General features: G+C 71.0%; 23 protein-coding genes and 2 tRNA genes. 16 read left to right on the top strand and 9 right to left on the bottom strand.

Annotated features, from left to right (window positions below):
• The first annotated feature begins 127 nt into the window (after positions 1–127).
• Both ACQPXS_RS30060 and ACQPXS_RS30065 read left to right on the top strand, forming a co-directional pair.
• Positions 128–301 carry a hypothetical protein gene (locus tag ACQPXS_RS30060; protein WP_433452371.1) on the top strand — a complete coding sequence of 58 codons (174 nt, stop codon included), beginning with the start codon at positions 128–130 and terminating at the stop codon, positions 299–301.
• A gap of 50 nt (positions 302–351) precedes the next feature.
• Positions 352–1,449, top strand: a complete 1,098-nt coding sequence (locus ACQPXS_RS30065) for a YlbL family protein (protein ID WP_433452373.1) — start codon at positions 352–354, stop codon at positions 1,447–1,449.
• A 72-nt stretch (positions 1,450–1,521) separates the two neighbouring features.
• Here ACQPXS_RS30065 and ACQPXS_RS30070 read toward each other — a convergent pair whose 3' ends face one another.
• A complete protein-coding gene (locus ACQPXS_RS30070) occupies positions 1,522–2,064 on the bottom strand; it encodes a PPA1309 family protein (protein WP_433452375.1) in 543 nt (180 codons plus the stop codon).
• A gap of 164 nt (positions 2,065–2,228) precedes the next feature.
• Here ACQPXS_RS30070 and ACQPXS_RS30075 point away from each other — a divergent pair, with 164 nt between their 5' ends.
• The 4 genes from ACQPXS_RS30075 (at position 2,229) to ACQPXS_RS30090 (ending at position 7,411) form a co-directional block, all read left to right on the top strand.
• On the top strand, positions 2,229–5,138 hold the full coding sequence (locus ACQPXS_RS30075) for a UPF0182 family membrane protein (protein WP_433456013.1): 2,910 nt from the start codon (positions 2,229–2,231) through the stop codon (positions 5,136–5,138).
• A gap of 41 nt (positions 5,139–5,179) precedes the next feature.
• Positions 5,180–5,253 (top strand) — tRNA-Met (locus tag ACQPXS_RS30080).
• 204 nt (positions 5,254–5,457) lie between these two features.
• On the top strand, positions 5,458–7,269 hold the full coding sequence (locus ACQPXS_RS30085) for a sel1 repeat family protein (RefSeq protein ID WP_433452376.1): 1,812 nt from the start codon (positions 5,458–5,460) through the stop codon (positions 7,267–7,269).
• Between the two features lie 68 nt (positions 7,270–7,337).
• A tRNA-Met gene (locus ACQPXS_RS30090) sits at positions 7,338–7,411 on the top strand.
• Positions 7,412–7,516: 105 nt separating this feature from the next.
• On the opposite strand, the gene ACQPXS_RS30095 is transcribed toward ACQPXS_RS30090, so the two are convergent.
• Entirely contained in the window at positions 7,517–7,933 is a 417-nt protein-coding gene (locus ACQPXS_RS30095) for a Fur family transcriptional regulator (protein ID WP_351799465.1), read from the bottom strand.
• Positions 7,934–8,089: 156 nt separating this feature from the next.
• Between ACQPXS_RS30095 and ACQPXS_RS30100 the strand changes: the two genes are divergently transcribed.
• Entirely contained in the window at positions 8,090–9,541 is a 1,452-nt protein-coding gene (locus ACQPXS_RS30100; RefSeq protein ID WP_433452378.1) for a catalase, read from the top strand.
• Between the two features lie 118 nt (positions 9,542–9,659).
• Here the strand turns inward: ACQPXS_RS30100 and ACQPXS_RS30105 are convergent, their stop codons facing one another.
• Both ACQPXS_RS30105 and hisN read right to left on the bottom strand, forming a co-directional pair.
• Positions 9,660–10,055, bottom strand: a complete 396-nt coding sequence (locus ACQPXS_RS30105; protein ID WP_351799471.1) for a CBS domain-containing protein — start codon at positions 10,053–10,055, stop codon at positions 9,660–9,662.
• Between the two features lie 149 nt (positions 10,056–10,204).
• Positions 10,205–11,005 (bottom strand): histidinol-phosphatase, encoded by an 801-nt coding sequence (gene hisN, locus ACQPXS_RS30110; RefSeq protein WP_433452379.1) that lies wholly within the window; start codon positions 11,003–11,005, stop codon positions 10,205–10,207.
• Positions 11,006–11,159: 154 nt separating this feature from the next.
• Between hisN and ACQPXS_RS30115 the strand changes: the two genes are divergently transcribed.
• Positions 11,160–11,765 carry a TetR/AcrR family transcriptional regulator gene (locus tag ACQPXS_RS30115; protein ID WP_433452381.1) on the top strand — a complete coding sequence of 202 codons (606 nt, stop codon included), beginning with the start codon at positions 11,160–11,162 and terminating at the stop codon, positions 11,763–11,765.
• Positions 11,766–11,775: 10 nt separating this feature from the next.
• Here ACQPXS_RS30115 and ACQPXS_RS30120 read toward each other — a convergent pair whose 3' ends face one another.
• The 4 genes from ACQPXS_RS30120 to aroA all read right to left on the bottom strand — a co-directional run bounded on the left by ACQPXS_RS30120 (position 11,776) and on the right by aroA (position 15,144).
• Positions 11,776–12,375, bottom strand: a complete 600-nt coding sequence (locus tag ACQPXS_RS30120) for a hypothetical protein (protein WP_433452383.1) — start codon at positions 12,373–12,375, stop codon at positions 11,776–11,778.
• A gap of 21 nt (positions 12,376–12,396) precedes the next feature.
• Entirely contained in the window at positions 12,397–12,720 is a 324-nt protein-coding gene (locus tag ACQPXS_RS30125; protein WP_351799482.1) for a DMT family transporter, read from the bottom strand.
• A gap of 87 nt (positions 12,721–12,807) precedes the next feature.
• The gene (gene rsgA / locus ACQPXS_RS30130) at positions 12,808–13,818 is read right to left on the bottom strand and encodes a ribosome small subunit-dependent GTPase A (RefSeq protein ID WP_351799485.1); all 1,011 of its coding nucleotides are present in this window, start codon (positions 13,816–13,818) and stop codon (positions 12,808–12,810) included.
• 9 nt (positions 13,819–13,827) lie between these two features.
• Positions 13,828–15,144 carry a 3-phosphoshikimate 1-carboxyvinyltransferase gene (gene aroA, locus ACQPXS_RS30135; protein WP_356312935.1) on the bottom strand — a complete coding sequence of 439 codons (1,317 nt, stop codon included), beginning with the start codon at positions 15,142–15,144 and terminating at the stop codon, positions 13,828–13,830.
• 209 nt (positions 15,145–15,353) lie between these two features.
• On the opposite strand from aroA, the gene ACQPXS_RS30140 reads away from it, so the two are divergent.
• Together ACQPXS_RS30140 and ACQPXS_RS30145 are read left to right on the top strand one after the other, a co-directional pair.
• On the top strand, positions 15,354–15,782 hold the full coding sequence (locus tag ACQPXS_RS30140; RefSeq protein WP_433452384.1) for a peptidase inhibitor family I36 protein: 429 nt from the start codon (positions 15,354–15,356) through the stop codon (positions 15,780–15,782).
• 94 nt (positions 15,783–15,876) lie between these two features.
• Complete coding sequence (locus ACQPXS_RS30145) at positions 15,877–16,800, top strand: hypothetical protein (RefSeq protein ID WP_433452385.1); 924 nt, start codon at positions 15,877–15,879, stop codon at positions 16,798–16,800.
• A gap of 14 nt (positions 16,801–16,814) precedes the next feature.
• Here ACQPXS_RS30145 and ACQPXS_RS30150 read toward each other — a convergent pair whose 3' ends face one another.
• Complete coding sequence (locus ACQPXS_RS30150) at positions 16,815–17,537, bottom strand: M50 family metallopeptidase (RefSeq protein ID WP_351799497.1); 723 nt, start codon at positions 17,535–17,537, stop codon at positions 16,815–16,817.
• A gap of 49 nt (positions 17,538–17,586) precedes the next feature.
• Here ACQPXS_RS30150 and ACQPXS_RS30155 point away from each other — a divergent pair, with 49 nt between their 5' ends.
• The 6 genes from ACQPXS_RS30155 to ACQPXS_RS30180 all read left to right on the top strand — a co-directional run bounded on the left by ACQPXS_RS30155 (position 17,587) and on the right by ACQPXS_RS30180 (position 22,995).
• Positions 17,587–18,402: an SOS response-associated peptidase gene (locus tag ACQPXS_RS30155; protein ID WP_433452386.1), complete on the top strand. Its 816-nt coding sequence runs from the start codon at positions 17,587–17,589 to the stop codon at positions 18,400–18,402.
• A complete protein-coding gene (locus ACQPXS_RS30160; protein WP_433452388.1) occupies positions 18,403–19,029 on the top strand; it encodes an alpha/beta hydrolase family protein in 627 nt (208 codons plus the stop codon).
• Between the two features lie 256 nt (positions 19,030–19,285).
• Entirely contained in the window at positions 19,286–19,981 is a 696-nt protein-coding gene (gene sigR / locus ACQPXS_RS30165) for an RNA polymerase sigma factor SigR (protein ID WP_351799505.1), read from the top strand.
• Positions 19,978–20,283, top strand: a complete 306-nt coding sequence (gene rsrA / locus ACQPXS_RS30170) for a mycothiol system anti-sigma-R factor (RefSeq protein ID WP_433452390.1) — start codon at positions 19,978–19,980, stop codon at positions 20,281–20,283. Before sigR ends, rsrA begins: the two co-directional genes overlap by 4 nt.
• A gap of 109 nt (positions 20,284–20,392) precedes the next feature.
• Entirely contained in the window at positions 20,393–21,706 is a 1,314-nt protein-coding gene (locus ACQPXS_RS30175; protein WP_433452391.1) for an HD-GYP domain-containing protein, read from the top strand.
• Positions 21,703–22,995: an HD-GYP domain-containing protein gene (locus ACQPXS_RS30180; protein ID WP_433452393.1), complete on the top strand. Its 1,293-nt coding sequence runs from the start codon at positions 21,703–21,705 to the stop codon at positions 22,993–22,995. Before ACQPXS_RS30175 ends, ACQPXS_RS30180 begins: the two co-directional genes overlap by 4 nt.
• Positions 22,996–23,015: the final 20 nt, after the last annotated feature.

A 23,015-nucleotide genomic window follows, 5' to 3' on the forward strand; every position in this document is an offset into this window, starting at 1 on the left:
CAGGTCACTCGGAGCACACGGGCTACCCCGTGTTGCGTAACCGGCACCCTCGCGTGAGCGTTGTCAGTGCGGATGGTTAATCTGCTGATCAGTCAGTTGCGGACGCTCATGGCGTTGGGAGGTCGGCATGGGGGCGCTTGTCTGGCTGCTGATTCCGCTGGTGGCCGCGGTCGGCGGCGGGCTGTGGAGTAGTTGGGCCAGCCGGACGCGCAAGGTGCGCGGCGACGGCCCGGAACTGGACGGATATGCCCGGTTCCGTGAGGCCATGGAGAGATCCCACACGGGTGCCGGCGGTGTGTGACGGGGGTGCCCTGACGGTGCGCTGACAGCGGCGTCCCGTACTGTCGTGGCATGCCACGCCGCACCGCGACGATGCTCGCCTCCACCCTGATGCTGATCGCGCTCCTGTGCGCGGGAGTGCTCATCCCCGTGCCGTACTCGGAGATGTCTCCCGGCCCGACCGTGAACACGCTCGGGGACCACGACGGCGAGCCGGTGCTGCAGATCACCGGGCACGACACGTACAAGACCAGCGGCAACCTGAACATGACGACCGTCCGGGTCACCAGCGCGAATTTCCGGATGAACCTGGTGGAGGCCGTCTACGGCTGGCTGGACCACGACACCAAGGTCGTCCCGCACGACACGCTCTACCCGAACGGGACGACCGAGGAGCAGTCCTCGCAGCAGAACGCCGAGGAGTTCAGCCAGTCCCAGGAGAGCGCCAAGGTCGCCGCCCTGAAGGAACTGGGCATCCCGGTGAAGTCCTGGGTGATCGTCTCCGCCGTCGTCAAGGACTCGCCCGCCGAGGGCAGGCTGCACGCCGGTGACGTGATCAAGGCCGTCGACGGCACGGCCGTGAAGCAGCCCTCCGACGTCGCCAAGCTCGTCACCAAGCACAAGCCCGGGCAGAACGTGGTCTTCACCGTCGTCCCCGCCAAGGAGCAGGCCGCCGCCGAGAAGGCGCACAAGACGGCGACGAAGACCCGGGACGTCACCATCACCACGGCCACCTCCCACGACAGCGGCGCCAAGCGGGCCATCGTCGGGATCTCCGCCGGGACCGACCACACGTTCCCGTTCGGCATCGACATCAAGCTCGCCGACGTCGGCGGGCCCAGCGCCGGTCTGATGTTCGCCCTCGGCATCTACGACAAGCTGACCCCGGGCAGTCTGACCGGCGGCACGTTCGTCGCCGGCACCGGCACCATCGACGACGACGGCACCGTCGGGCCGATCGGCGGCGTCGAGATGAAGACCGTCGGCGCGCGCGAGAAGGGAGCCCGGTACTTCCTGACGCCCGCCGACAACTGCGCGGCCGCCGCCAAGGACACCCCGGGCGGGCTCACCCTGGTCAAGGTGAAGAACATCGGCGACGCGCTCGACGCGCTGAAGGACATCCGCAGCGGGAACACCGCCGCGCTGCCCAAGTGCACCACCAAGAGCTGACCGGCCCGTGACACGGCTGGGGGCGCCCCCCGAGGCAGGGGCGCCCCCAGCGCCGCAGCGAACCGGGCGGGATCAGTCCTCGAACGTCGCCGCCAGGGCCGCGGCCAGGCCGGGCACCAGGTCCGGGCCGGTCAGGACCTCCGTCGGGGAGTCCTTCTCGCGCAGCCGCAGCGCCGACTCGCGGCCGCCGTCGCGCAGCACCGCGACCGTCATGCGCACCTCCTGGCGCTCGGGGTGGTCGGCCACCCACTGGGCCAGCTTGGCCTCGCTCAGGTTCTCCGGGACCTGAGTCTCGGCGGACGGCGGCAGCATCAGGCGCTCCACCGAGAGCGCGCAGCCGGCCACCGCGTCGGGCCAGGCGATGGTGCCGAGGAACTCGTCCAGCGGCTTGCCGGACGGGATCTCGTCCTGCTCGATCGGGGTGAGACCGGTGGAGGCGGACTCGTCCTCAAGGCCCAGCTGGGCCGCGAGCGCGGGTTCCTGGGCCCGCAGCCGTGCGGTGTCGACAAGGGCGAAGAGGCGAGCGGGCTGGTCCCAGCCGAGGCCGGAGACGTACTCGTCGATCTCGAGTACGGCCCGGGTGAGCGGGCTCGCTGCCATGGGAGTGTTGGACATGGTCACAATCCTGCCTCGTTCCCCGGCCGAATCGGGAACCGAGGAATGCGTGAGTAAGTTGCATAGGTGTGGGTCCGCGATCACGGGGGGCCACGGCGGGTCCGCGAACACGAGGGCCTGACGGATCGACAGCGAACTTCGAGGTGCGCACCTTGGCTTTCCAGATGCCGGACCGCGGCGGAGGCCCGACGGGGCCGCGGATCAGAGCGGGACGACCGTCCCGGGGTGTCCGGACCCTGCTCGTGACGCTGGGCGTCCTGGCCGTCCTCGGCATGGCGTTCACCATGTTCGCGGGCTTCTGGACGGACTGGCTGTGGTACCGGTCGGTGCACTACTCGTCGGTGTTCACGACCATGCTGTGGACCAAGATCGGCCTCTTCTTCGTCTTCGGTCTGCTGATGGCGGTCGCGGTGGGGGTCAACATCTGGCTGGCGCACCGCCTGCGGCCCCCGCTGAGCGCCATGTCCATGGAGCAGCAGAGCCTCGACCGCTACCGGATGGGCATCGCGCCGTACAAGAAGTGGCTGCTGCTCGCCGTCGCCGCGCTCGTCGGGCTGATCGCCGGCGCCTCCGCGGCCGGCCAGTGGCGTACCTGGCTGATGTGGGTCAACGGCGTGCCCTTCCACCAGAAGGACCCCCAGTTCCACCTCGACGTCTCCTTCTACGCCTTCGATCTGCCCTGGTACCGCTTTCTGCTCGGCTTCGGCTTCGCCGCCGCCATCCTGTGCCTGATCGCCGCCGCCCTCACGCACTATCTGTACGGCGGGCTGCGCGTCACCAGCCCGGGCGCGCGGGCCACCGGTGCCGCGACCGGGCACCTGTCGGTGCTGCTCGGCATCTTCGTCGCCCTGAAGGCGGTCGCGTACTGGCTCGACCGGTACGGCCTCGCGGTCAAGTCCAGCGACTTCAAGGCGACCGGCAACTGGACCGGGCTGCGCTATGTCGACGCCAACGCGTATCTGCCGGCGAAGACCATCCTGTTCTGCATCGCCGTCATCTGCGCGCTGCTGTTCTTCGCCACGCTGTGGCGGCGCACCTGGCAGCTGCCGGTCATCGGCTTCGGCCTGATGGTCCTCTCGGCGATCCTGATCGGCGGGCTGTACCCGGCGATCGTGCAGAAGTTCCAGGTCCAGCCCAACGAGCAGGCCAAGGAAGCCCCGTACGTCCAGAAGAACCTCAAGGCGACCCGCGAGGCCTACGGCATCGACGACACCAAGGTCACCGAGTACGCTGGCAAGTCCACGACCTCGGACAAGACCAGGCTGCGGGGCGACGCGGACGACGCGGCGAGCATCCGCATCATGGACCCGAACATCGTCTCGCCGACGTTCCAGCAGCTGCAGCAGATGCGGAACTACTACGGCTTCCCGACCAACCTGGACGTCGACCGGTACCCCACCAAGGACGGCAAGGAGCAGGACACGGTCCTCGGCCTGCGCGAGCTGAACCTGGACGGGGTCCCGAAGAACAACTGGATCAACGACCACTTCCGGTACACGCACGGCTACGGCGTGGTCGCCGCCAAGGGCACCGAGGCCGGCGACGGCGAGCCGGTCTTCACCGAGTCCGACCTGCCGTCCAAGGGCGACCTGCCCCGGTACCAGCAGCGGATCTACTACGGCGAGAAGACCACCACCTACTCGATCGTGGGCGGCCCCCAGAAGGAGGTCGACTACTCCGACGACAGCGGTGAGAAGACCACCAGTTACACCGGCAAGAGCGGGGTCAACCTCGACAACCCGGTCAACCGGGCCGCGTACGCGGCGGCGTTCAACGAACCGCAGATCCTCTACTCGGGAGCGATCGGCAAGGGTTCGCGGATCCTGTACAACCGTACGCCCAAGGAGCGCGTCGAGGCGGTCGCGCCCTGGCTGACCATCGACGGCGACGCCTATCCGGCGGTCGTGGACGGCCGTATCCAGTGGATCGTCGACGCGTACACGACGTCGAACGGCTTCCCGTACTCCTCCCGTACGACCCTCGGCGACACGACGGCCGACTCGCTGACCGCCACCAACAACAACCGCGCGGTGGTGGCCCAGCAGAACCAGGTCAACTACATCCGCAACTCGGTGAAGGCGACCGTCGACGCGTACACCGGCCAGGTCAGGCTCTACCAGTGGGACACCCAGGACCCGGTGCTGAAGACCTGGATGAAGGCCTTCCCCGACACGGTGCAGCCGCGCACCGCCATCTCCGCGGACCTGATGGCCCATCTGCGCTATCCGCAGGACCTGTTCAAGGTGCAGCGCGAGCTGCTCTCGCGGTACCACGTGACGGACGCGCAGACGTTCCTCAGCGGCAGCGAGGTGTGGCAGGTCCCCGACGACCCGACCAACGACTCGGGCAGCGCGGTGCCGCCGTACTACCTGAGCATGAAGATGCCGGACCAGAGCAGTCAGGCGTTCTCGCTGACGACGACGTTCACACCGAACGGACGCGACAACCTCAGCGCCTTCATGGCGGTGGACTCCGATCCCCGCAGCGGCGACTACGGCAAGATCCGCGTCCTGAAGCTGCCGACGAGCACGACCATCGACGGCCCCAAACAGGTCCAGAGCAAGTTCAACTCCGAACAGGACATCGCGGAGACCATCAGCCTGCTCAGCCGGGGACATTCGAAGGTCGAGTACGGCAATCTGCTGGCCGTGCCGCTGGACGGCGGACTGCTGTACGCGGAGCCCGTCTACGTCCGCGGTGGTGAGCTCAAGTACCCCTTGCTGCGCAAGGTCCTGGTCACCTACAACGGCAAGACGGCCTTCGAGAACACGCTGGACGAGGCGCTCAACAAGGTGTTCGGGGTGCAGGGTTCGACCACCCCGCCGGACACCGGCACCACCAAACCGCCCACGTCCGCCAACCCGACCGTCCAACAGGCCCTGGACGACGCCCAGAAGGCGTACGACGCCGGTCAGAAGGCCCTCCAGGCGCCGGACGGACCGGACTGGGCCGCGTACGCCAAGGCCCAGAAGGACCTGAAGGACGCGCTGCAGCGGGCGCAGGACGCGGAGGCCAAGGCCGGCCAGTCCGGCGGCGGCAAGAACGGCGACAAGAGCACCGAGAAGGGCACTTGATCAAGCGCACCTCGCGTCGTGGTACGGTTGACCTGCAACGGCGCGGGGTGGAGCAGCTCGGTAGCTCGCTGGGCTCATAACCCAGAGGTCGCAGGTTCAAATCCTGTCCCCGCTACTGCAGTCGAAGGCCCGGATCCTCAAGGGATCCGGGCCTTCGTGGTGTGCGAACTCATGTACTGAGGGGAGGGACGGCCGCGCCGCCATGGGGAGTTGAGGGGGGTGTGTTTGACTTGTCGTCCTGTGGGCATGTCGACAAAACGCTGAAGTGACCTCACGGGCTGCGGTATACCAGGTGTACCCAGGTGCAGGTGGTGCGACGATGGACGTTATGGGGGACAAGGCAACTCTGTTCGAGTCAGGGCGATTTGTGCAGCCTTCCGGTGAGGAACCCTCCCGTGACGAGATGGCCGACATGGGAGATGCCGCCGAGGAGGTGCGCCTCGGACTCGCCGCGCAGAGCGGCGACGCCGAGGCGGCGAGCGTCCTCGGAGCCATGCTGCTGCGCCGCGGTGACCTCGACGGAGCCGAAACCCATCTGCGGACCGCCACCGCGGCCGGCGACCGGGCCGCCGCCAACAACCTGGGTGTCCTGCTGCACCAGCGCGGCTACCCCGAGGAGGCCGCCGGCTGGTGGCGCATCGCCGCCGTCGCCGGCTCCGCGGCCGCCGCGCACGCCCTGGGCCGCTACCACCGCGAGCGCGGGGACGAGCCCGCCGCCGAGTACTGGCTGCGCCAGTCCGCCGAGCAGGGCCATGTCCTCGGCGCCTACGCGCTCGCCGACCTGCTGGAGCACCGCGGGGACGTCGGTGCCGAGCACTGGATGCGGGCCGCGGCCGAGCGGGGGCACCGGGAGGCCGCCTACCGGCTGGCGCGCACGCTCGACCAGCGGGCCGGGCGCGAGGACGAGACCGGGGCCGACAACGCTGTCGCCGAGGCCGAGCAGTGGTACCGCCAGGCCGCCGCGCGCGGCCACCGGCGTGCCGCGCTGCACCTCGGGGCGATCCTGGAGAAGCGGGGGGAACTGAAGGAGGCCGGGCGCTGGTACCTGACCTCCGCCAAGGACGGCGAGTCCCGGGCCGCCTGCGCGCTCGGCTTCCTGCTGCGCGACGCCGGGGACACGGAGAGCGCGGCCGTGTGGTGGCTGCGAGCGGCCCAGGAGGGCGACGGCAACGCGGCCAACGCGCTCGGCGCGCTGCACGCCGAGCGCGGCGAGACCCAGACCGCCGAGCGCTGGTACCGGGCGGCGCTGGACGCCGGTGACGACAACGGCGCGTACAACCTCGGGCTGCTCTGCGCCGAGCAGGGGCGGACCGCGCACGCCGAGCAGTGGTACCGGCGGGCCGCCTACGCCGGGCACCGGGAGGCCGCCAACGCGCTGGCCATCCTGCTGCTCCAGGGCGGCGACACCACCGGCGCCGAGCCGTGGTTCTCCAAGGCCGCCGAGGCCGGCAGCGTGGACGCCGCGTTCAACCTCGGCATCCTCTACGCCGGACGCGGCGAGGAGACCATGGCGCTGCGCTGGTACGAGCGGGCGGCCGCCGCGGGGCACACCGAGGCCGCGCTCCAGGTCGCGATCGCCCGGCTGCGCGCGGGTGATGAGCAGGAGGCCGAGCGGCATCTGCGGTGCGCGGCGGGCGGGGGCAGCGCGGAGGCGGCGTACCGGCTGGCCGCGCTGCTCGACGCGCGGCGGCCGCCGGAGCCGGCGCATGAGCTGGGCGAGATCGTGCACGAGAAGACCGAGTGCGAGGAGTGGTACGAGCGGGCGGCGACCCAGGGGCACCGGCGGGCGCAGGTGCGGGTCGGGATGCTCGCGGCGGCGCGCGGGGACGTGGTCGAGGCGGCGCGCTGGTACCGGGCGGCGGCCGAGGCCGGGTCGCGCAACGGCGCCTTCAACCTCGGGCTGCTGCTGGCGCGGGAGGGGAGCGAGCCGGAGGCCGCGGTGTGGTGGACGCGGGCGGCGGACGCCGGGCACGGCCGGGCGGCGCTGCGGCTGGCCCTGGTCTACGCGCGTCGGGGGGAGCTGGCTGAGGGGCAGCGGTGGGCCGACCGTGCGGTCGCGCTGGGGCCGGCGGAGGTTTCGGAGCGGGCGGGGCGCTTGCGGGACGCGCTGCGGGAGGAACTCTCGGCGTGAGCCCGGACACGTCCCCGGTAACTGATTTGCTTCCGCCCACCTCCCTCACGTAATGTCGTGTTCACCGACGCGGGGTGGAGCAGCTCGGTAGCTCGCTGGGCTCATAACCCAGAGGTCGCAGGTTCAAATCCTGTCCCCGCTACTGAAGGCCGAGGGCCGGAATCCAGAAATGGGTTCCGGCCCTCGGCCGTATCCAGGAACAGCACAGAAAAAAAGAGGGGGCTTTCGCCCCCTCTCCAGCGTCCGCTTACGCCCGCGCGCAGTCCGGGCACAGTCCCCGGTACGTCACCTCGACGTCCGACACCGTGAAGCCGAAGCGCTCGGTGTCGGGGAGGTCGGCGAGCGGGTTGCCCGTGGGATGGACGTCACGGATCGCGCCGCAGTGGGCGCAGACCAGGTGCTGGTGCGGCCGGTGCGCGTTCGGGTCGTAGCGCTTGGCGCGTTTGTCCGTCGTGACTTCCAGCACCTCGCCGAGCGTGACCAGCTCACCCAGCGTGTTGTAGACGGTGGCCCGGGAGATCTCGGGCAGCTTCGCGACAGCCCGTGCATGGACCTCGTCGGCCGTCAGATGGACATGCTCGCCGTCGAGGACCTCTGCGACGACGCGCCGCTGCGCGGTCATCCGCCATCCGCGTCCACGCAGCCGTTCCAGAAGGTCGCTCATGGACACCAGCCTAACAGCAAGGGGGACCAGGACGGGAATAGGTGTGAGTTTAGATCGACATTTGACTTAGAACTTGTCCAATGTAGGATCCAGAACGGCTTTGGCCACAGGACAGGACTGGTACAGGACTAGTCAGTAGTGACGCAGGAGGCGCGCGTGACGCAGGAACCGCTCACCACGGAGGCCGGTGCTCCGGTCGCCGACAACCAGAACAGCGAGACGGCGGGCGTCGGCGGACCGGTCCTCGTCCAGGACCAGCTCCTGCTGGAGAAGCTCGCCCACTTCAACCGGGAGCGCATTCCGGAGCGGGTCGTGCACGCACGCGGCGCCGGTGCCTACGGCACCTTCACGGTGACCGCTGACGTCACCCCGTACACCCGCGCCGCCTTCCTCTCCGAGGTCGGCAAGGAGACCGAGGTCTTCCTGCGCTTCTCGACGGTGGCGGGCAACCTCGGCGCGGCGGACGCCGTCCGTGACCCGCGGGGCTTCTCGCTGAAGTTCTACACCGAGGAGGGCAACTACGACCTCGTCGGCAACAACACCCCGGTCTTCTTCATCCGGGACGCGATCAAGTTCCCGGACTTCATCCACACCCAGAAGCGCGACCCGTACACCGGCTCCACGGAGGCCGACAACGTGTGGGACTTCTGGTCCCTGTCGCCGGAGTCGACGCACCAGGTGACCTGGCTGTTCGGCGACCGCGGCATTCCGGCGTCGTACCGCCACATGGACGGCTTCGGCTCGCACACCTTCCAGTGGAACAACGCTGCCGGCGAGGTCTTCTGGGTCAAGTACCACTTCAAGACCGACCAGGGGATCAAGAACCTCACCGCCGAGGAGGCGGAGGCGCTCGCGGGCAAGGACCCCGACTCGCACCAGCGCGATCTGCGCGAGGCGATCGAGCGCGGGGAGTTCCCGAGCTGGACCGTGGGTGTGCAGATCATGCCGGCGGCGGACGCGGCGACGTACCGCTTCAACCCGTTCGACCTCACCAAGGTCTGGCCGCACGCCGACTATCCGGTCGTCGAGATCGGCCGGCTGGAGCTGAACCGCAACCCGCAGAACATCTTCGCCGAGGTCGAGCAGTCGATCTTCAGTCCCGCGCACTTCGTGCCGGGCATCGGCCCCTCGCCCGACAAGATGCTCCAGGGCCGCCTCTTCGCGTACGGCGACGCGCACCGCTACCGCGTCGGCATCAACGCCGACCACCTGCCGGTGAACCGTCCGCACGCCACCGAGGCGCGCACCAACTCCCGTGACGGCCACCTCTACGACGGCCGGCACGGCGGGGCGAAGAACTACGAGCCGAACAGCTTCGGCGGGCCGCAGCAGACGGGCCGGCCGCTGTGGCAGCCCGTCGCCGTCGACGGCCCCACCGGCGACCACCCGACGCCGGCGCACGCCGAGGACGACGACTTCGTGCAGGCGGGCAACCTCTACCGGCTGATGTCGGAGGAGGAGAAGGAGCGGCTGGTCGCGAACCTGGCGGGTGCGATCTCGCAGGTCTCGCGCGAGGACATCGTCGAGCGCGCCGTCGGCAACTTCCGCAACGCCGACGCCGGCTTCGGCAAGCGACTGGAGGCGGCGGTTCAGGCGCTGCGCGGCTGAACCGGCCGTACCGGGTCGGCGGCACGTCCGTGTGCCGCCCCCGGTGCCTCGAGGCCTGGGGGGCGACCCCAGGCGGGCCGGACCCCACGGTGCTCGGGGTCCGGCCCGTTCCGCGTGGTCAGAGCGCCGGTGCGGGCTCGCGGACCGGGGCCCAGCAGCGGATGATGTCGCGGACCGAGACGATTCCGGCCACCTCGCCGCGGTCGAGGACGACCAGGTGCCGGAAACCGCCGTGGGCCATGGCGCGTGCGGCCTGCTCCAGCGTCCAGGTGGGGGCCGCGAAGACGACGTCGGTGGTGGTGTGGGCGTGGGCGCGTTCCTTGTCGGGGTTCTGGCCGAGGCCGACGGAGTTGAGGATGTCGCGTTCGGTAAGGATGCCGATGCCGCCGGCGTCCGGGTCGAGGACGACGGCGGCACCGACGCGGCGGGCGGACATCAGGGCGGCTGCCTGGCGGAGCGTGTGGGCGGGGCCGACGGTGAGGATCACCGTGCTCATGGCGTCACGGACGAGCATGGGTGGGGCCACCTCCTCGGAATCCTGGGCGCTAGTTCCCGGATTCACAAATTCACAAGTGGGGGTAGCCTCAGAGTGACAGGTAAAGCGTGGGTCAACAAGGGGGCGCGCGATGTCAGTTGAGGGCGTACCGGGCGTGCCCTCCCTGCTCAGTGGCGCGGGTTGAGATACCCCAGCAACTCGTCGTGCAGCAGACCGTTGGACGCCGCCGCGTTGCCGCTGTGCGGGCCCGGGCGGCCGTCGAGGCCGGTGAAGGTGCCGCCGGCCTCCGTGACGACGATCGCGTTGGCGGCCATGTCCCAGAGCGACAGCTCCGGCTCCGCACAGAGGTCCACGGATCCCTCGGCGACCATCATGTACGGCCAGAAGTCGCCGTACGCGCGCGTGCGCCACACCTGGCGGGTGAGGTCGAGGAAGCCGTCGAGGCGGCCCTGCTCCTCCCAGCCGGAGAGGGAGGAGTAGGCGAAGGACGCGTCGGCGAGCTTGCCGACGCGTGAGACGTGGATGCGGGACGCGGAGGTCAGGCTGCGGCCGGTGAAGGCGCCGTGGCCCTTCGCCGCCCACCAGCGGCGGCCGAGGGCGGGGGCGGAGACGACGCCGACGACGGGCTGGTAGCCGCCCTCGCCGGCTTCCATCAGCGCGATGAGGGTCGCCCAGACGGGGACACCGCGTACGTAGTTCTTGGTGCCGTCGATGGGGTCGATCACCCAGCGGCGGGGGCCGGAGCCCTCGATGCCGTACTCCTCTCCGAGGACCGCGTCTCGCGGGCGGGCGCGCTGGAGGTGGCCGCGGATCAGTTCTTCCGCCGCCTTGTCCGCCTCGCTCACCGGGGTCATGTCCGGCTTCGTCTCCACCTTCAGGTCGAGGGCCTTGAAGCGCTCCATCGTGGTGGCGTCGGCGGCGTCCGCGAGGACGTGGGCGAGACGCAGATCGTCGTGGTAGTCCGGCATGTGAGGAACGGTATCTGTCGGGGTCGGTACGGGGCTACCAGGGGAAGGGGCGGTGTCGGGGGCGTGTGGCAGTCGGCCGAACCCCCGCGAACCCTTGACAGTGCATACAAGCGCGTCAAATCTGAGCGCAGAGCCGCTCCGCCCCAGGGAGGCGATGATGCCTGCTGCCCGGGAGTCCCTACTGGACGCCGCCTACACGGCGCTCGCGCGCCGGCCGTGGTCCGCGGTGCGGATGGTCGACGTGGCCGCGGCGGCGGGCGTGTCCCGGCAGACCCTGTACAACGAGTTCGGCAGCAAGGACGGGCTGGCCCGCGCGCTGGTGCGGCGGGAGGCCGACGGCTACCTCGCCGGAGTCGAGCGGGCGCTCGCCGTACCGGGTGAGCCGAGGGAACGGCTCACCGCCGTCGCCGAGTGGACGCGCTCCGCCGCGCGGGACAACGTGCTGGTACGGGCCATGCTCACCGGCTGCTGGAGCGAACGGCTGCCCGCCCCGCCACCGGCCGCAGTGCCGTCCTCCTCCTCGGTGCCGGCCCAGCGCCGCGCGGACGGCCCGCTGCCCACGCCGCGCGACTTCGTGCGGATCGTGCGGGACCGTGCCGTCATCGCCCTGACGGGCCCCGCCGCCCACGCCGACCCCGCCGAGCTGACCCGCCCCTGCGAACTGGCCGTACGCCTCGCCCTGTCCTGCGTCGCGGCACCACCGGGGGAGGGCGGCGTGGCGGAGCTCATCCAAGCGGTCGTCCCACGCCGGCCGGTGTGATTCCCAGGGCTCAGTACGGTCCGCCCCGGAAGTACCGGGCGCCGTACGGCCGGGCGTGGTCGCCGTGCTCGTGGGCCGCGTCGGACCGGTCGGCGGGAGCCGAGCGTTCCGAGAGCGCGCGCAGCCGCTCCAGGCCGGCCAGCACCTCGGCACGACGGCCGGCCTCCTTCGTCCACCGCGGCAGCCGCGGGAACATCGCCCGCGTGGCCCCGGTGCCGCCCTCGCGCAGCGTGGCGCCGACGTAGGCGGCCAGCGCGTCGACGTGCGCCGCGTTGTAGGCCCACAGGACGTGGCCCGCACAACGCGTCTGCAGCCACAGGGGACGCAGGAAGAACGGCTCCTCGGTGCCCCCGAGTTGCGCCGCGACCAGCCCGCCGCCCCGCACGTCCGCCTCCCACTCCGCGGTCGCGCCGCACGCCACGCACGTGAGCCGACGGGGCCGGAACAGCAGTTCGGAGAAGTACCGCAGGGCCGGAAGACCGGGGCGCTCGGTCACCTCCGCCCGGCCGCCGCAGCGGGGGCAGACCACCAGAATGCGGTCGGCGAACCGGGCGAGCCATTCCCCCTGGTCGCGATGCCGCAGTGGGCCGGCGCTCGGTTCGGAACCCATGAAAACGTCCTCGGACACCCCTCAGTGCGCCGACCCCGAAAGCTGCAGTCCGATCACCCCGACGATGACCAGGCTGATCGAGACGATCTTCAGGGTCGACACCAGGTCGCCGAGGAAGACCATGCCGTAGATCGCGGTGCCGGCCGCGCCGATGCCGGTCCACACGGCGTAGGCGGGGCCGACGTCGAGCTTCTTCAGGGACAGGGTCAGCAGGCCGAAGCTGCCGAGGGCGAACGAGGCGAAGGCGATGGTCGGCCAGAGGCGGGTGAACCCGTGCGAGAGCTTCAGGCACACGGCGAAACCGGTCTCCAGAAACCCGGCCACGATGACCAGCAGCCACGCCATGTGCGGTCCTCCCGTTGATCCGGATCTCCGGCTCGGTGCGATTATGCACTTACCGAACCCGGGCCCCGGCAAACAACGCAGAGCTCCTCAGTCGCCTTCCTTGCGCTCCCGCGTGGCCAGCAGACGGCGCAGCGAGTACAGGCGCGCCGGGTCCGCGTGACCCTCCTCGACCCACGCGTCCAGCGCGCAGTCCGGCTCGTCGTGGCTGCACGCGCGCGGGCAGCCCTCGGTGCCGGGTTCGAGATCCGGGAAGGCGTGGATGACGCGGGACGGGTCGATGTGGGCCAGGCCGAAGGAGCGGACGCCGGGGGTGTCGATGACCCAGCCGTCCGTGTCGGAGAGGGGCAGGGCGAGGGCGGACGTCGTGGTGTGGCGGCCGCGGCCCGTCACCGCGTTGACGTGTCCCGTCATACGCCGGCGCTCCTGCGGGACCAGCGCGTTGACCAGCGTCGTCTTGCCGACGCCCGAGTGGCCCACGAACGCGGTGACCCTGCCGTCCAGGTACTCCCGCACCCGGTCCGCGGCGTCGCCGTTCTCCAGTTCCTCGCGGCTGGTGACGACGTACGGGATGTCGAGGGCGCCGTACAGCTCCAGCAGCTTGTCGGGCGGGGCCAGGTCCGACTTGGTCATCACCAGCAGCGGTTCCAGACCGCCGTCGAAGGCGGCGACCAGGCAGCGGTCGATCAGGCGGGGGCGCGGTTCCGGGTCGGCCAGGGCCGTGACGATCGCCAGCTGGTCGGCGTTGGCGACGACCACGCGCTCGAAGGGGTCGTCGTCATCGGCCGTGCGCCGCAGCACCGACGTGCGCTCCTCGATCCGCACGATCCGGGCGAGCGTGTCCTTCTTGCCGGACAGGTCGCCGACCAGGGCCACCCGGTCCCCGACCACCGCCGCCTTGCGGCCCAGCTCGCGGGCCTTCATCGCGAGCACGGTCCGGTCGTCGACCAGGCAGGTCAGCCGGCCGCGGTCGACCGTGAGGACCAGGCCCTCGGCGGCGTCCTCGTGCTTGGGCCGGATGTTCGTACGCGGCCGGGTGCCCCGGCGGCCGGGGCGGGTGCGGATGTCGTCCTCGTCGGTGTGCTTGCCGTAGCGGCGCATGGCGTGTCCCTACTGCCCGAGCATCCCGGTCCACAGCTCGGGGAAGTCCGGCAGCGTCTTCGCCGTGGTCGCCACGTTCTCGATCCGCACGCCCTCGACCGCCAGGCCGATGATCGCGCCGGCGGTCGCCATGCGGTGGTCCTCGTAGGTGTGGAAGACGCCGCCGTGCAGCGGGCGCGGGCGGATGTGCAGGCCGTCGGCGGTCTCGGTGACGTCGCCGCCGAGTTCGTTGATCTCCTTGGTGAGCGCGGCCAGCCGGTCCGTCTCGTGCAGCCGCAGATGGGAAACGCCCCGCAGGGTCGAGGGGGAGTCCGCGAGGGCGGCGACGGCCGCGATGCCCGGGGTCAGCTCGCCGACGTCGCCGAGGTCCACGTCGATGCCGTGGATGGCGCCGGAACCGGTGAAAACCAGCCCGAACTCGGTGAGTTCGCAGGAGCCGCCCATCTCGGTGAAGATCTCCCGCAGCCGGTCACCCGGCTGCGTGGTGCGCTCCGGCCAGTCCGGGATCAGCACCTTGCCGCCCGTCACCAGGGCCGCCGCCAGGAACGGCTGCGCGTTGGACAGGTCCGGCTCGATCGTCAGGTCCCGGCCGAGCAGCGCGCCCGGCGTCACCCGCCACACGTTCGGCTCGCCGCCCGACTCCGGGGTGTCCACCTGGGCGCCGACCGCGCGCAGCATGTCGACGGTCATCCGGATGTGCGGCATGGAGGGCAGGCTCGCGCCGGTGTGCCGGACCTCGACGCCCTGGTTGAAACGGGGTCCGGAGAGCAGCAGGGCGCTCACGAACTGGGAGGACGAGGAGGCGTCGATCGACACCGGGCCGCCGTCCAGGGCCCCGCCGCCGTGCACCGTGAGCGGCAGCGCGCCGCGGCCGTCGTCGTCGATCCGGGCGCCGAGGGCGCGCAGCGCGTCGATCACCCCGTGCAGGGGACGCTCGTACGACCGCGGGTCGCCGTCGAACCGGACGGGGCCGTCGGCCAGCGCGGCCACCGGCGGCAGGAAGCGCATCACCGTGCCGGCGTTGCCGACGTCGACCGTGGCCGGGCCGTGCAGGCCGGTCGGCAGCACCCGCCAGGCCTCGCCGGTGCCGTCCGGGCCGACCCCCTCCTCGATCTCCACGCCCATCGCGCGCAGCGCACCGGCCATCAGCAGGGTGTCGCGGGAGCGCAGCGGGCGGCGCAGCCAGCCGGGCTCGGAGGCGAGGGCGGCCAGCACCAGCGCGCGGTTGGTGACCGACTTGGACCCGGGCACGTGGACCGTCGCGTCGACGGCTCCGCTCGCGTGCGGGGCGGGCCAGAGGGCGGTGTGTGCGGGGTTAACGGTCATGCGCCCCACTTTAGTGGCTGGGGACGGCCGCACCCCTGCATGCCGCGGGGGGCTGTGGGCCGGCCGGGCCGCCGTGCCAATTCGGCTTTTTTCAATTGCTTCGGGTTCCTTCAGGGGCAAATCTTCGCGGGTAAAGAAGTCACTTACATATTTCCGGTGCCCGCGCTAAGATCATCGCGCATCCTTCGTGTGATCGGAGTGGAACTTTCGTGTCTTCTTTCCGTCGCCCTCTCATTGCCGCGCTTCCCGTCGTAGCGGCCCTGGCCACCGTTCTTCCCGCCGCGGCGTCGGCGAGCGCCTCCGCGGGAACCAGTTGTACGTCCACGGACTGCGCCCGGTTCTTCTACAACAGCAACCGGCAGGGTTCCTCGACCTACTTCAACGCCACCAACGTTCCGGACTTCGCCGGCTACACCTTCCTCACCTCGGGAAGCGGCCAGGGCCAGCCGGTCAAGAACAATGCCGCGAGCGCGCTGAACGACTCGCCCGACCTTATGACCGTGTACTACAACAGCAACTACGTCGGCGCGTGCGACACCCTCTCGGACTTCGCCATCGCCGACCAGCTGCACTACACGTACAACGAGAACGCGTCGTTCCGCTGGAACTACACGCGTTCGGACTGCTACAAGTTCTAGTCTTCCTTTTTCCGTGAATTCTCCCGTGGCCGCATACCGTGTTCGTGCGTGCGGCCACGGGAATCCCGGGCACGAAACGAACGGCGGGCGGGTCATGCGGGCGACCACGGGCTGGATGGCGGCGGTGGGCCTTCTCTTCCTCACGGCGGCGGGCTGCGGCGGCCAGGGCGGGCACGAGGGCGTCGCACCGGGGAGTTCGCCGGCCCCCGCGGCCACGGGATCCCCGGCCGCGGCCGCGCGGAAGCCGCCGGCCGACGCGGAGCAGTACACCTTCCGGCTGCCCATCGCCGCCTACAGCTACAGCGCGGCGGAGCAGAACGTCATCGAGCGGGCGAAGAACGCGCTGACGGATTCCTGCATGGCGGATTTCGGCGTCACCTACCATTCGCCCGCACCCCTCTCCGGCCCCATATCGGCGGACCGCAGATACGGTATTTCCAGCGCCGTGGAGGCGAAGGAATACGGCTACCATCTCCCGCCGGATCCCTCCATGGCCGCGTCCGCGGTGAGTCCCGACATCGCTCGCGTGCTCTACGGAAAAGCGCCGGACGGCAGCAGGGAAACGACATACGCGGGCAAGACCGTGCCCGCGAACGGCTGCCGGGGAAAGGCCGTGGCAGATCTCGGCGCCAAGTTCAGGGAAGGCGCCGGTGCGAGTGTGGCCCGCGACATCTCCGTCGCCGCCTATCGACAGTCGGAAAAGGACTCCCGTGTCGTGGCCGCCGTCCGGAAATGGTCGACCTGCATGAAGGGGAAGGGCCTTTCGTACAGCTCCCCGACGGCCGCGGCGAGCAGTTTCTCACTCAACAGCGCGAACCCTTCCGGGAAAGAGCGCACGACAGCCGTAGCGGACATCTCCTGCAAGCGGGAAACCCATCTGCTGGACATCTGGTTCACCGCCGAGTCCGGCATTCAGAAAGCGATGATCCGCGAGCACCGGGCCGCCCTGGAGGGCCTGAAGAAGGACCACGCGGCCAACGCCGAGACGGCACGGGCCGTCCTCGCGCGGCAGCGCTGATCCCCGGGCCGCTCTCAGACCTCCAGCAGCCAGCGGCCCCCGCCGATCAGCGAGCACAGCGACACCGCGTGGAACAGGAACAGCCACAGCGCCGCCGGTACGTGCGTGAGCCGCGACAGCTGGTCCGCGTCCGAGTCCCCGGCGCCGCCCCGGGACCGCTTCAGCTGCAGCTCGAACGGCGGCCGCACCCCGCCGAACAGCAGGAACCAGACCACCACGTACGCGAACGCCGCCTGGACCTGCGGTCCCGTCAGCCAGGACACGAGCAGGAAGGCGCCCCCCGCCAGCACCACGGTCAGGACGCCGTACGCGTTGCGGATCATCACCAGCATCGCCACCAGCAGTGCCGTCGCCGCCCACAGCAGCAGCGTGATGCGGCCGGCGGCCAGCAGGGCGGCGCCGCCGAGGCCCAGCAGCGAGGGGGCCGTGTAGCCGGCGGCGGCCGTCAGGATCATGCCGAGCCCGTACGGCTTGCCCCGGCTGACCGTGAGGCCGCTGGTGTCGGAGTGCAGGCGGATGCCGGTGAGCTGCCGGCCGGTGAGCAGGGCGATCAGCCCGTGGCCGCCCTCGTGCGCGATGGTGATCGCGTTGCGGGATATCCGCCACAGTGTGTGCGGGACCACCACGGCGAGTGCGGCCACCGAGGTGGCGAGCACCACCCACAGGTCGGGATCCGGCTGGGTACCGGTGAGCCGGTCCCACAGGTCGGGCAGCGCGAGGGCGGCGAGGCTGTCCATGTTCCGAGTGGCTCCCTGCGGTCGTGCGGAATCTGGCAGTGTGGCACGTATGTGCGGACGGTATGCATCGAGTCGTAGGCCCGAGGATCTCGCAGGAATCTTTGAGATCGAGAAGTGGGAACCCGAGGAGACCCTGGAGCCGGACTACAACGTGGCTCCGACCAAGGAGGTCTACGCCGTCCTCGACCGTCCCCTGAAAGACGCGGACTCCCCGGATCCGGTTCGCCAGCTGCGCAAGCTGAAGTGGGGACTGGTGCCGTCCTGGGCCAAGACGCCCGAGGGCGGCGCCCGGATGATCAACGCGCGGGCCGAGACCGTGCACGAGAAGCCCGCCTACCGCAGGGCCTTCGCCGCCCGCCGCTGCATCATCCCCGCCGACGGCTACTACGAGTGGGTCACCGGCACGCAGGAGCGCGAGCTGGAGGTCGAGGGCAAGAAGAAGCGGCCGCGCAAGCAGCCGTACTTCGTGCTGCCGGCGGACGGCTCGGTGTTCGCGATGGCCGGGCTGTACGAGTTCTGGCGCGACCGGACCCTGCCCGACGACCACCCCCAGGCCTGGTGGGTCACCTGCTCGGTGATCACCACGGAGGCGGAGAGGACCCCGCTCGCCGTGGCCCCCGCCGACGGCCCGCGCTCCCTGGTCGACATCCACCCCCGGATGCCGCTGATGCTCACCCCCGACCGCTGGGACGCCTGGCTCGACCCGGCCCGCACCGACCCCGACGCACTGCGCGACCTGCTGGCCCCGCCCCCGCCCGGCCTGATGCGCGCCTACCCGGTTTCCACGGCCGTCAGCACCGTCCGCAACAACGGCCCGGAACTGCTGAAGGAGCTCCAGGCGCCGGAAGAGGGCACACTCTTCTAGGTGATCGAGATTGTCGAGACCGACGCCGGGACCGCACGCATCACCTGGCACAAGGCGAAGAAGGCGCGGCTGGTCCTGGCCCTGGGCCACGGCGCGGGCGGGGGCATCGAGGCACGCGATCTCCAGGCGCTCGCCGGGACCCTTCCCGCGCACGGGGTGACCGTCGCCCTCGTCGAACAGCCCTGGCGGGTCGCGGGCAAGAAGCTCGCCCCCGCGCCGCAGACCCTGGACACCGGCTGGCGCGGCATCTGGCCCGCGCTGGCCGGGATGGAGCTGCCGGTGGTCTCCGGCGGGCGCAGCGCCGGCGCCCGGGTCGCCTGCCGTACCGCCGCCGAGCTGGGCGCCCACGCCGTACTCGCGCTGGGCTTCCCGCTGCACCCGCCGGGCAAGCCGGAGAAGTCCCGCGCCGAGGAACTGCTGGGCACGGGGGTGCCGACGCTGGTCGTGCAGGGCGGCAACGACCCCTTCGGCAGGCCGGAGGAGTTCCCAAAGGGAGGCTACGAGATGATCGAAGTGCCGTACGGAGATCACGGGTTCGCGATCCCCAAGCGCGCGGAGATCACCCAGGAGCGGGCCCTGGAGATCCTCACCGAGGGTGTCGTGGAGTGGTGCGCGTCACTCGGGTGACCCCCGGGAATGTTGCGGGCTGGACCTCTGTTGAGCGGGACAGAAGTGCTGAGGCCTCGGCACCGACGTCGCAGGAGAGGGAGTCCGCCGCATGGGTTCGACCATCTGCCCGGCCCGCAGCAGCCGTACCGACCTGGACTGGACGGTGCTGCACGCGGCCAAGGCCACTCCTGTTCGAGGGGCGGCAGGCACGGGTCGTGTTCTATCCTCCGAAACGAGTGGGACCGGTCTCGGTCCTGCCCGGGATCTTGAGGAGGTGGGTCCGGTCACCGGTACCGACGCAGGGACCGACAACGGCCAGGCGGAGCAGCCCGAGGGCCAGGGCGTGAGCGCGGAGTCGATCTCCGAGTCCACCGCCGAGCGCAGTGCGCGCTTCGAGCGGGACGCGCTCGAGTTCCTCGACCAGATGTACTCGGCCGCGCTGCGCATGACGCGCAACCCCGCCGACGCCGAGGACCTGGTGCAGGAGACGTATGCCAAGGCGTACGCGTCCTTCCACCAGTTCCGCGAGGGCACCAACCTCAAGGCGTGGCTGTACCGGATCCTCACCAACACCTTCATCAACTCCTACCGCAAGAAGCAGCGGGAGCCGCAGCGCTCCGCCGCGGAGGAGATCGAGGACTGGCAGCTCGCCCGCGCCGAGTCGCACATGTCGACGGGTCTGCGCTCCGCCGAGTCGCAGGCGCTGGACCACCTGCCCGACTCGGACGTGAAGGAAGCGCTGCAGGCGATCCCCGAGGAGTTCCGCATCGCCGTCTATCTCGCGGACGTAGAGGGCTTTGCGTACAAGGAGATCGCGGACATCATGGGGACACCCATCGGTACGGTGATGTCCCGGCTGCACCGGGGCCGCCGTCAACTGCGCGGCATGCTGGAGGACTACGCCCGTGAGCGCGGTCTGGTCCCGGCGGGCGCCGGAGAGTCGAACGAAGCGAAAGGCTCGGGCTCATGAGCTGCGGAGAGCCGCACGAGACGGACTGCAGTGAGGTCCTGGACCATCTGTACGAGTTCCTCGACAGTGAGATGCCGGACGTCGATCGCGACAAGTTCCAGCACCACTTCGAGGAATGCTCTCCGTGTCTGGAGAAGTACGGCCTGGAGCAGGCCGTGAAGAAGCTGGTCAAGAGGTGCTGCGGACATGACGACGTACCCGCGGACCTGCGAGCGAAGGTCATGGGCCGGATCGACCTGATCCGCTCGGGCCAGACCGTGCCCGAGCACGACGTGACCGCCACCACCCCGCAGGAGAGCTGACCGCCGGGTCGTCACCCGAACGTGCTAATCCTCAGGTCGCATACCCCGCACCCCCCGATCCCCGTCCTAGGCTCCGAGCCCGGACAGGCATGGTCGGGGGAGGGGCACGATGGAGGCGGTACCCGCGAGGGCACGCGGCTATGTGGTCTGTGTCGCCCTGCTGGCGCTGCTCTGCCTCCTGCCGCTGCCGACGATACGCACCCCCTGGCCGGCGCTCGGCCTGCTCTGCGCGCTCTACGCCGCCTGTGAGCACGTCGTACGGCGCCGCTTCGGCGGCACCTTCTACCCCGTGCTGCTCGCCGGGGCGTTCCTGCTGCCGCCGCCGGCCGCCGCGCTGGTGCCGCTGCCCGCGGCCCTGCTGTCCCCGGTCGGGCAGGCCGGGGACCGGCCCGCGCCGCTGCGGCGGGTCTGGCGGGCCGCGCAGCCCGCGCTCGCCGTGTGGGGCGCCGCCCGGGTGCACGGGGCGCTCGGCGGCCGGGACGCGGTCGTCGCCTCCGACTTCCCGTACGCGCTGCTGCCCGCCGGCGCGGCCGTCCTCGCCTTCTGCCTGATCCTCACCGCCCTCGACGGCGGCATCCGCGCCGCCGCCCTCGGCATCCCGCTGCGCAGGGCCTGGCGCGGGCTGCTGCCGCGCTCCCTCGCGCCGGTCGCGGTGCACGGACTGGCCGGGCTGATGACGGCCGTGCTGTGGCGCAGCCCGTACGGTCCGGTCGCCGCGCTGCTCGTGCTGCTGCCGATGTGCGTGTCCTGGTGGGTCTTCGCCCAGTACCACCGCGAACGCGCCGCCCACCAGGCCACCATCCGCGCCCTCGTGCAGGCCGTCGACATCAAGGACGGCTACACCCGCGGCCACAGCGAACGCGTCGGACAGGCCTCGGTGATGATCGCCCGCGAACTCGGCATGGACGACGACCGCGTCGAGATCCTGCGCTTCGCCGGCATCCTGCACGACGTCGGCAAGCTCGGCGTCCCCACCCGGCTGCTGCGCAAGGACGGACCGCTGACCCCCGAGGAACGCCGGATCATCGAACTCCACCCCGAGTACGGCCACGAGATGGTCCGCGGGATCTCCTTCCTCGGCGAGGCCCGCGCCGCGATCCTGCACCACCACGAACGCCTCGACGGCAGCGGCTACCCGTACGGCCTCGTCGGCGGCCAGATCCCCGAGTGCGCCCGGGTCGTCGCCGTCGCCGACGCCTTCGACGCGATGACCTCCACCCGCTCCTACCGCCGGGCCCGGCCCGTCGCGGCGGCCGTCGCCGAGCTGGAGCGCTGCGCGGGCGCGCAGTTCGACCCGCGCATGGTGGACGCGCTCGTCCGCGCGCTGGGCCGCTACGGCTGGCACCCCACCGTCACCTCCGAGGACACCGGGACGCCGCAGGAGAGCGAGGGCCGGTCACCGGTCATCGGGGCACCCCGGTGACCGCCCTGCGGATCGTGCACGGCGCCGCCGCCCTCGCCGGGGCCGGCTCCCTCGCCGCCACCCTGTGGACCGGACTCGACGAACGCGGCGTCGCCCTCGCCTTCGGAGTGCTCATAGCCGTCGGCGAGCTGACCCGGTGGAGCGACGCCGAGGTACGGCAGGCCGCCCCCCTCGCCACCGCCGGCTCGCTGTCGTACGCCCTGCTCGGCGCGGTGGCCGGACGGCCCACGCAGGCCGACGCGGCGCAGGTCGTCACCGTGGTCCTCGCGGCCGCACTGCTCGGCGCCGTCCCGCACATCTGGCACGGACGCACCCCCACCCTCGACCATCTGGCCCGCCGGGTGCTCACCGTCGGCTTCGCCGCCGTCTGCTTCCAACCCCTCTACAACGAGGGCGTGTTCGTCTCCTGGAGCGGCCCCGCCTACGCCCTGCTCCTCGTCGCCCTGCTCTGCCTCACCGCCCTGTGCGACGCCGTTCTGGCCGCCGCTCTCGCCCACTCCCGCACCCGCTGGCCGTTCGGCCCGCTGCTGCGCGAGGAGCTGCGCGGGCTGCTCGGCATCGGCTCCGCCGTCTGTGCGACCGGCGCGGTGATGGCGCTCGGGGTCGCGGTCGCCGGGCTGTGGGCACTGCCCGTGTTCTGCCTGCCCCTGCTGCTCACCCAGTTGTCCCTGCGCCGGTACGCGGCCGTCCGCGCCACCTACCGGCAGACCATCGCCTCGCTCGCCCGGGCCACCGAGATAGCCGGCTGCACCCCCACCGGGCACGCCCGCCGCGTGGCCGCGCTCAGCCTCGCCGTCGGCCGGGATCTCGGCCTGACGGGGGGCGAACTGACCGTCCTGGAGTACGCGGCCCTCATGCACGACATCGGCCAGCTCAGCCTGGTCGACCCGGTCCCGGCCGGCGCCACCGCCGATCTGCCCGCCGCGCAGCAGCGGCGGATCGCGCTGCTCGGCGGGGCCGTCGTACGCCAGACCGGTGTGTCCGCGGCCGTCGCCGTGGTGGTGGAGCGGCAGGCGGACCCCTACCGCGAACAGCCCGTCGCCGCCCGGATCATCCGGGCCGTGAACGCCTACGAGGAGAAGACCCGGGACGCCGGCCCCGAGGGGCCTCTGCGGGCGCTGGAGGAACTGCGCCTCGGCACCGCCGGTGACTACGCTCCACAGGTGGTGGAGTCCCTCGCCAGGGTCCTCGCCGAGCCCCGGGCCTGGCGGGAGAGCGCGCCGGTGGCGGGCGACGGGAGACGCACGGCACTGTCTGACCCTCCCCGCGGCTGGGTAACCCATGGGTAATGAGCGCCTTTCCCACCGTA

It is taken from the genome of Streptomyces sp. CA-142005 (assembly GCF_050942335.1).
Taxonomy (GTDB): Bacteria; Actinomycetota; Actinomycetes; order Streptomycetales; family Streptomycetaceae; genus Streptomyces.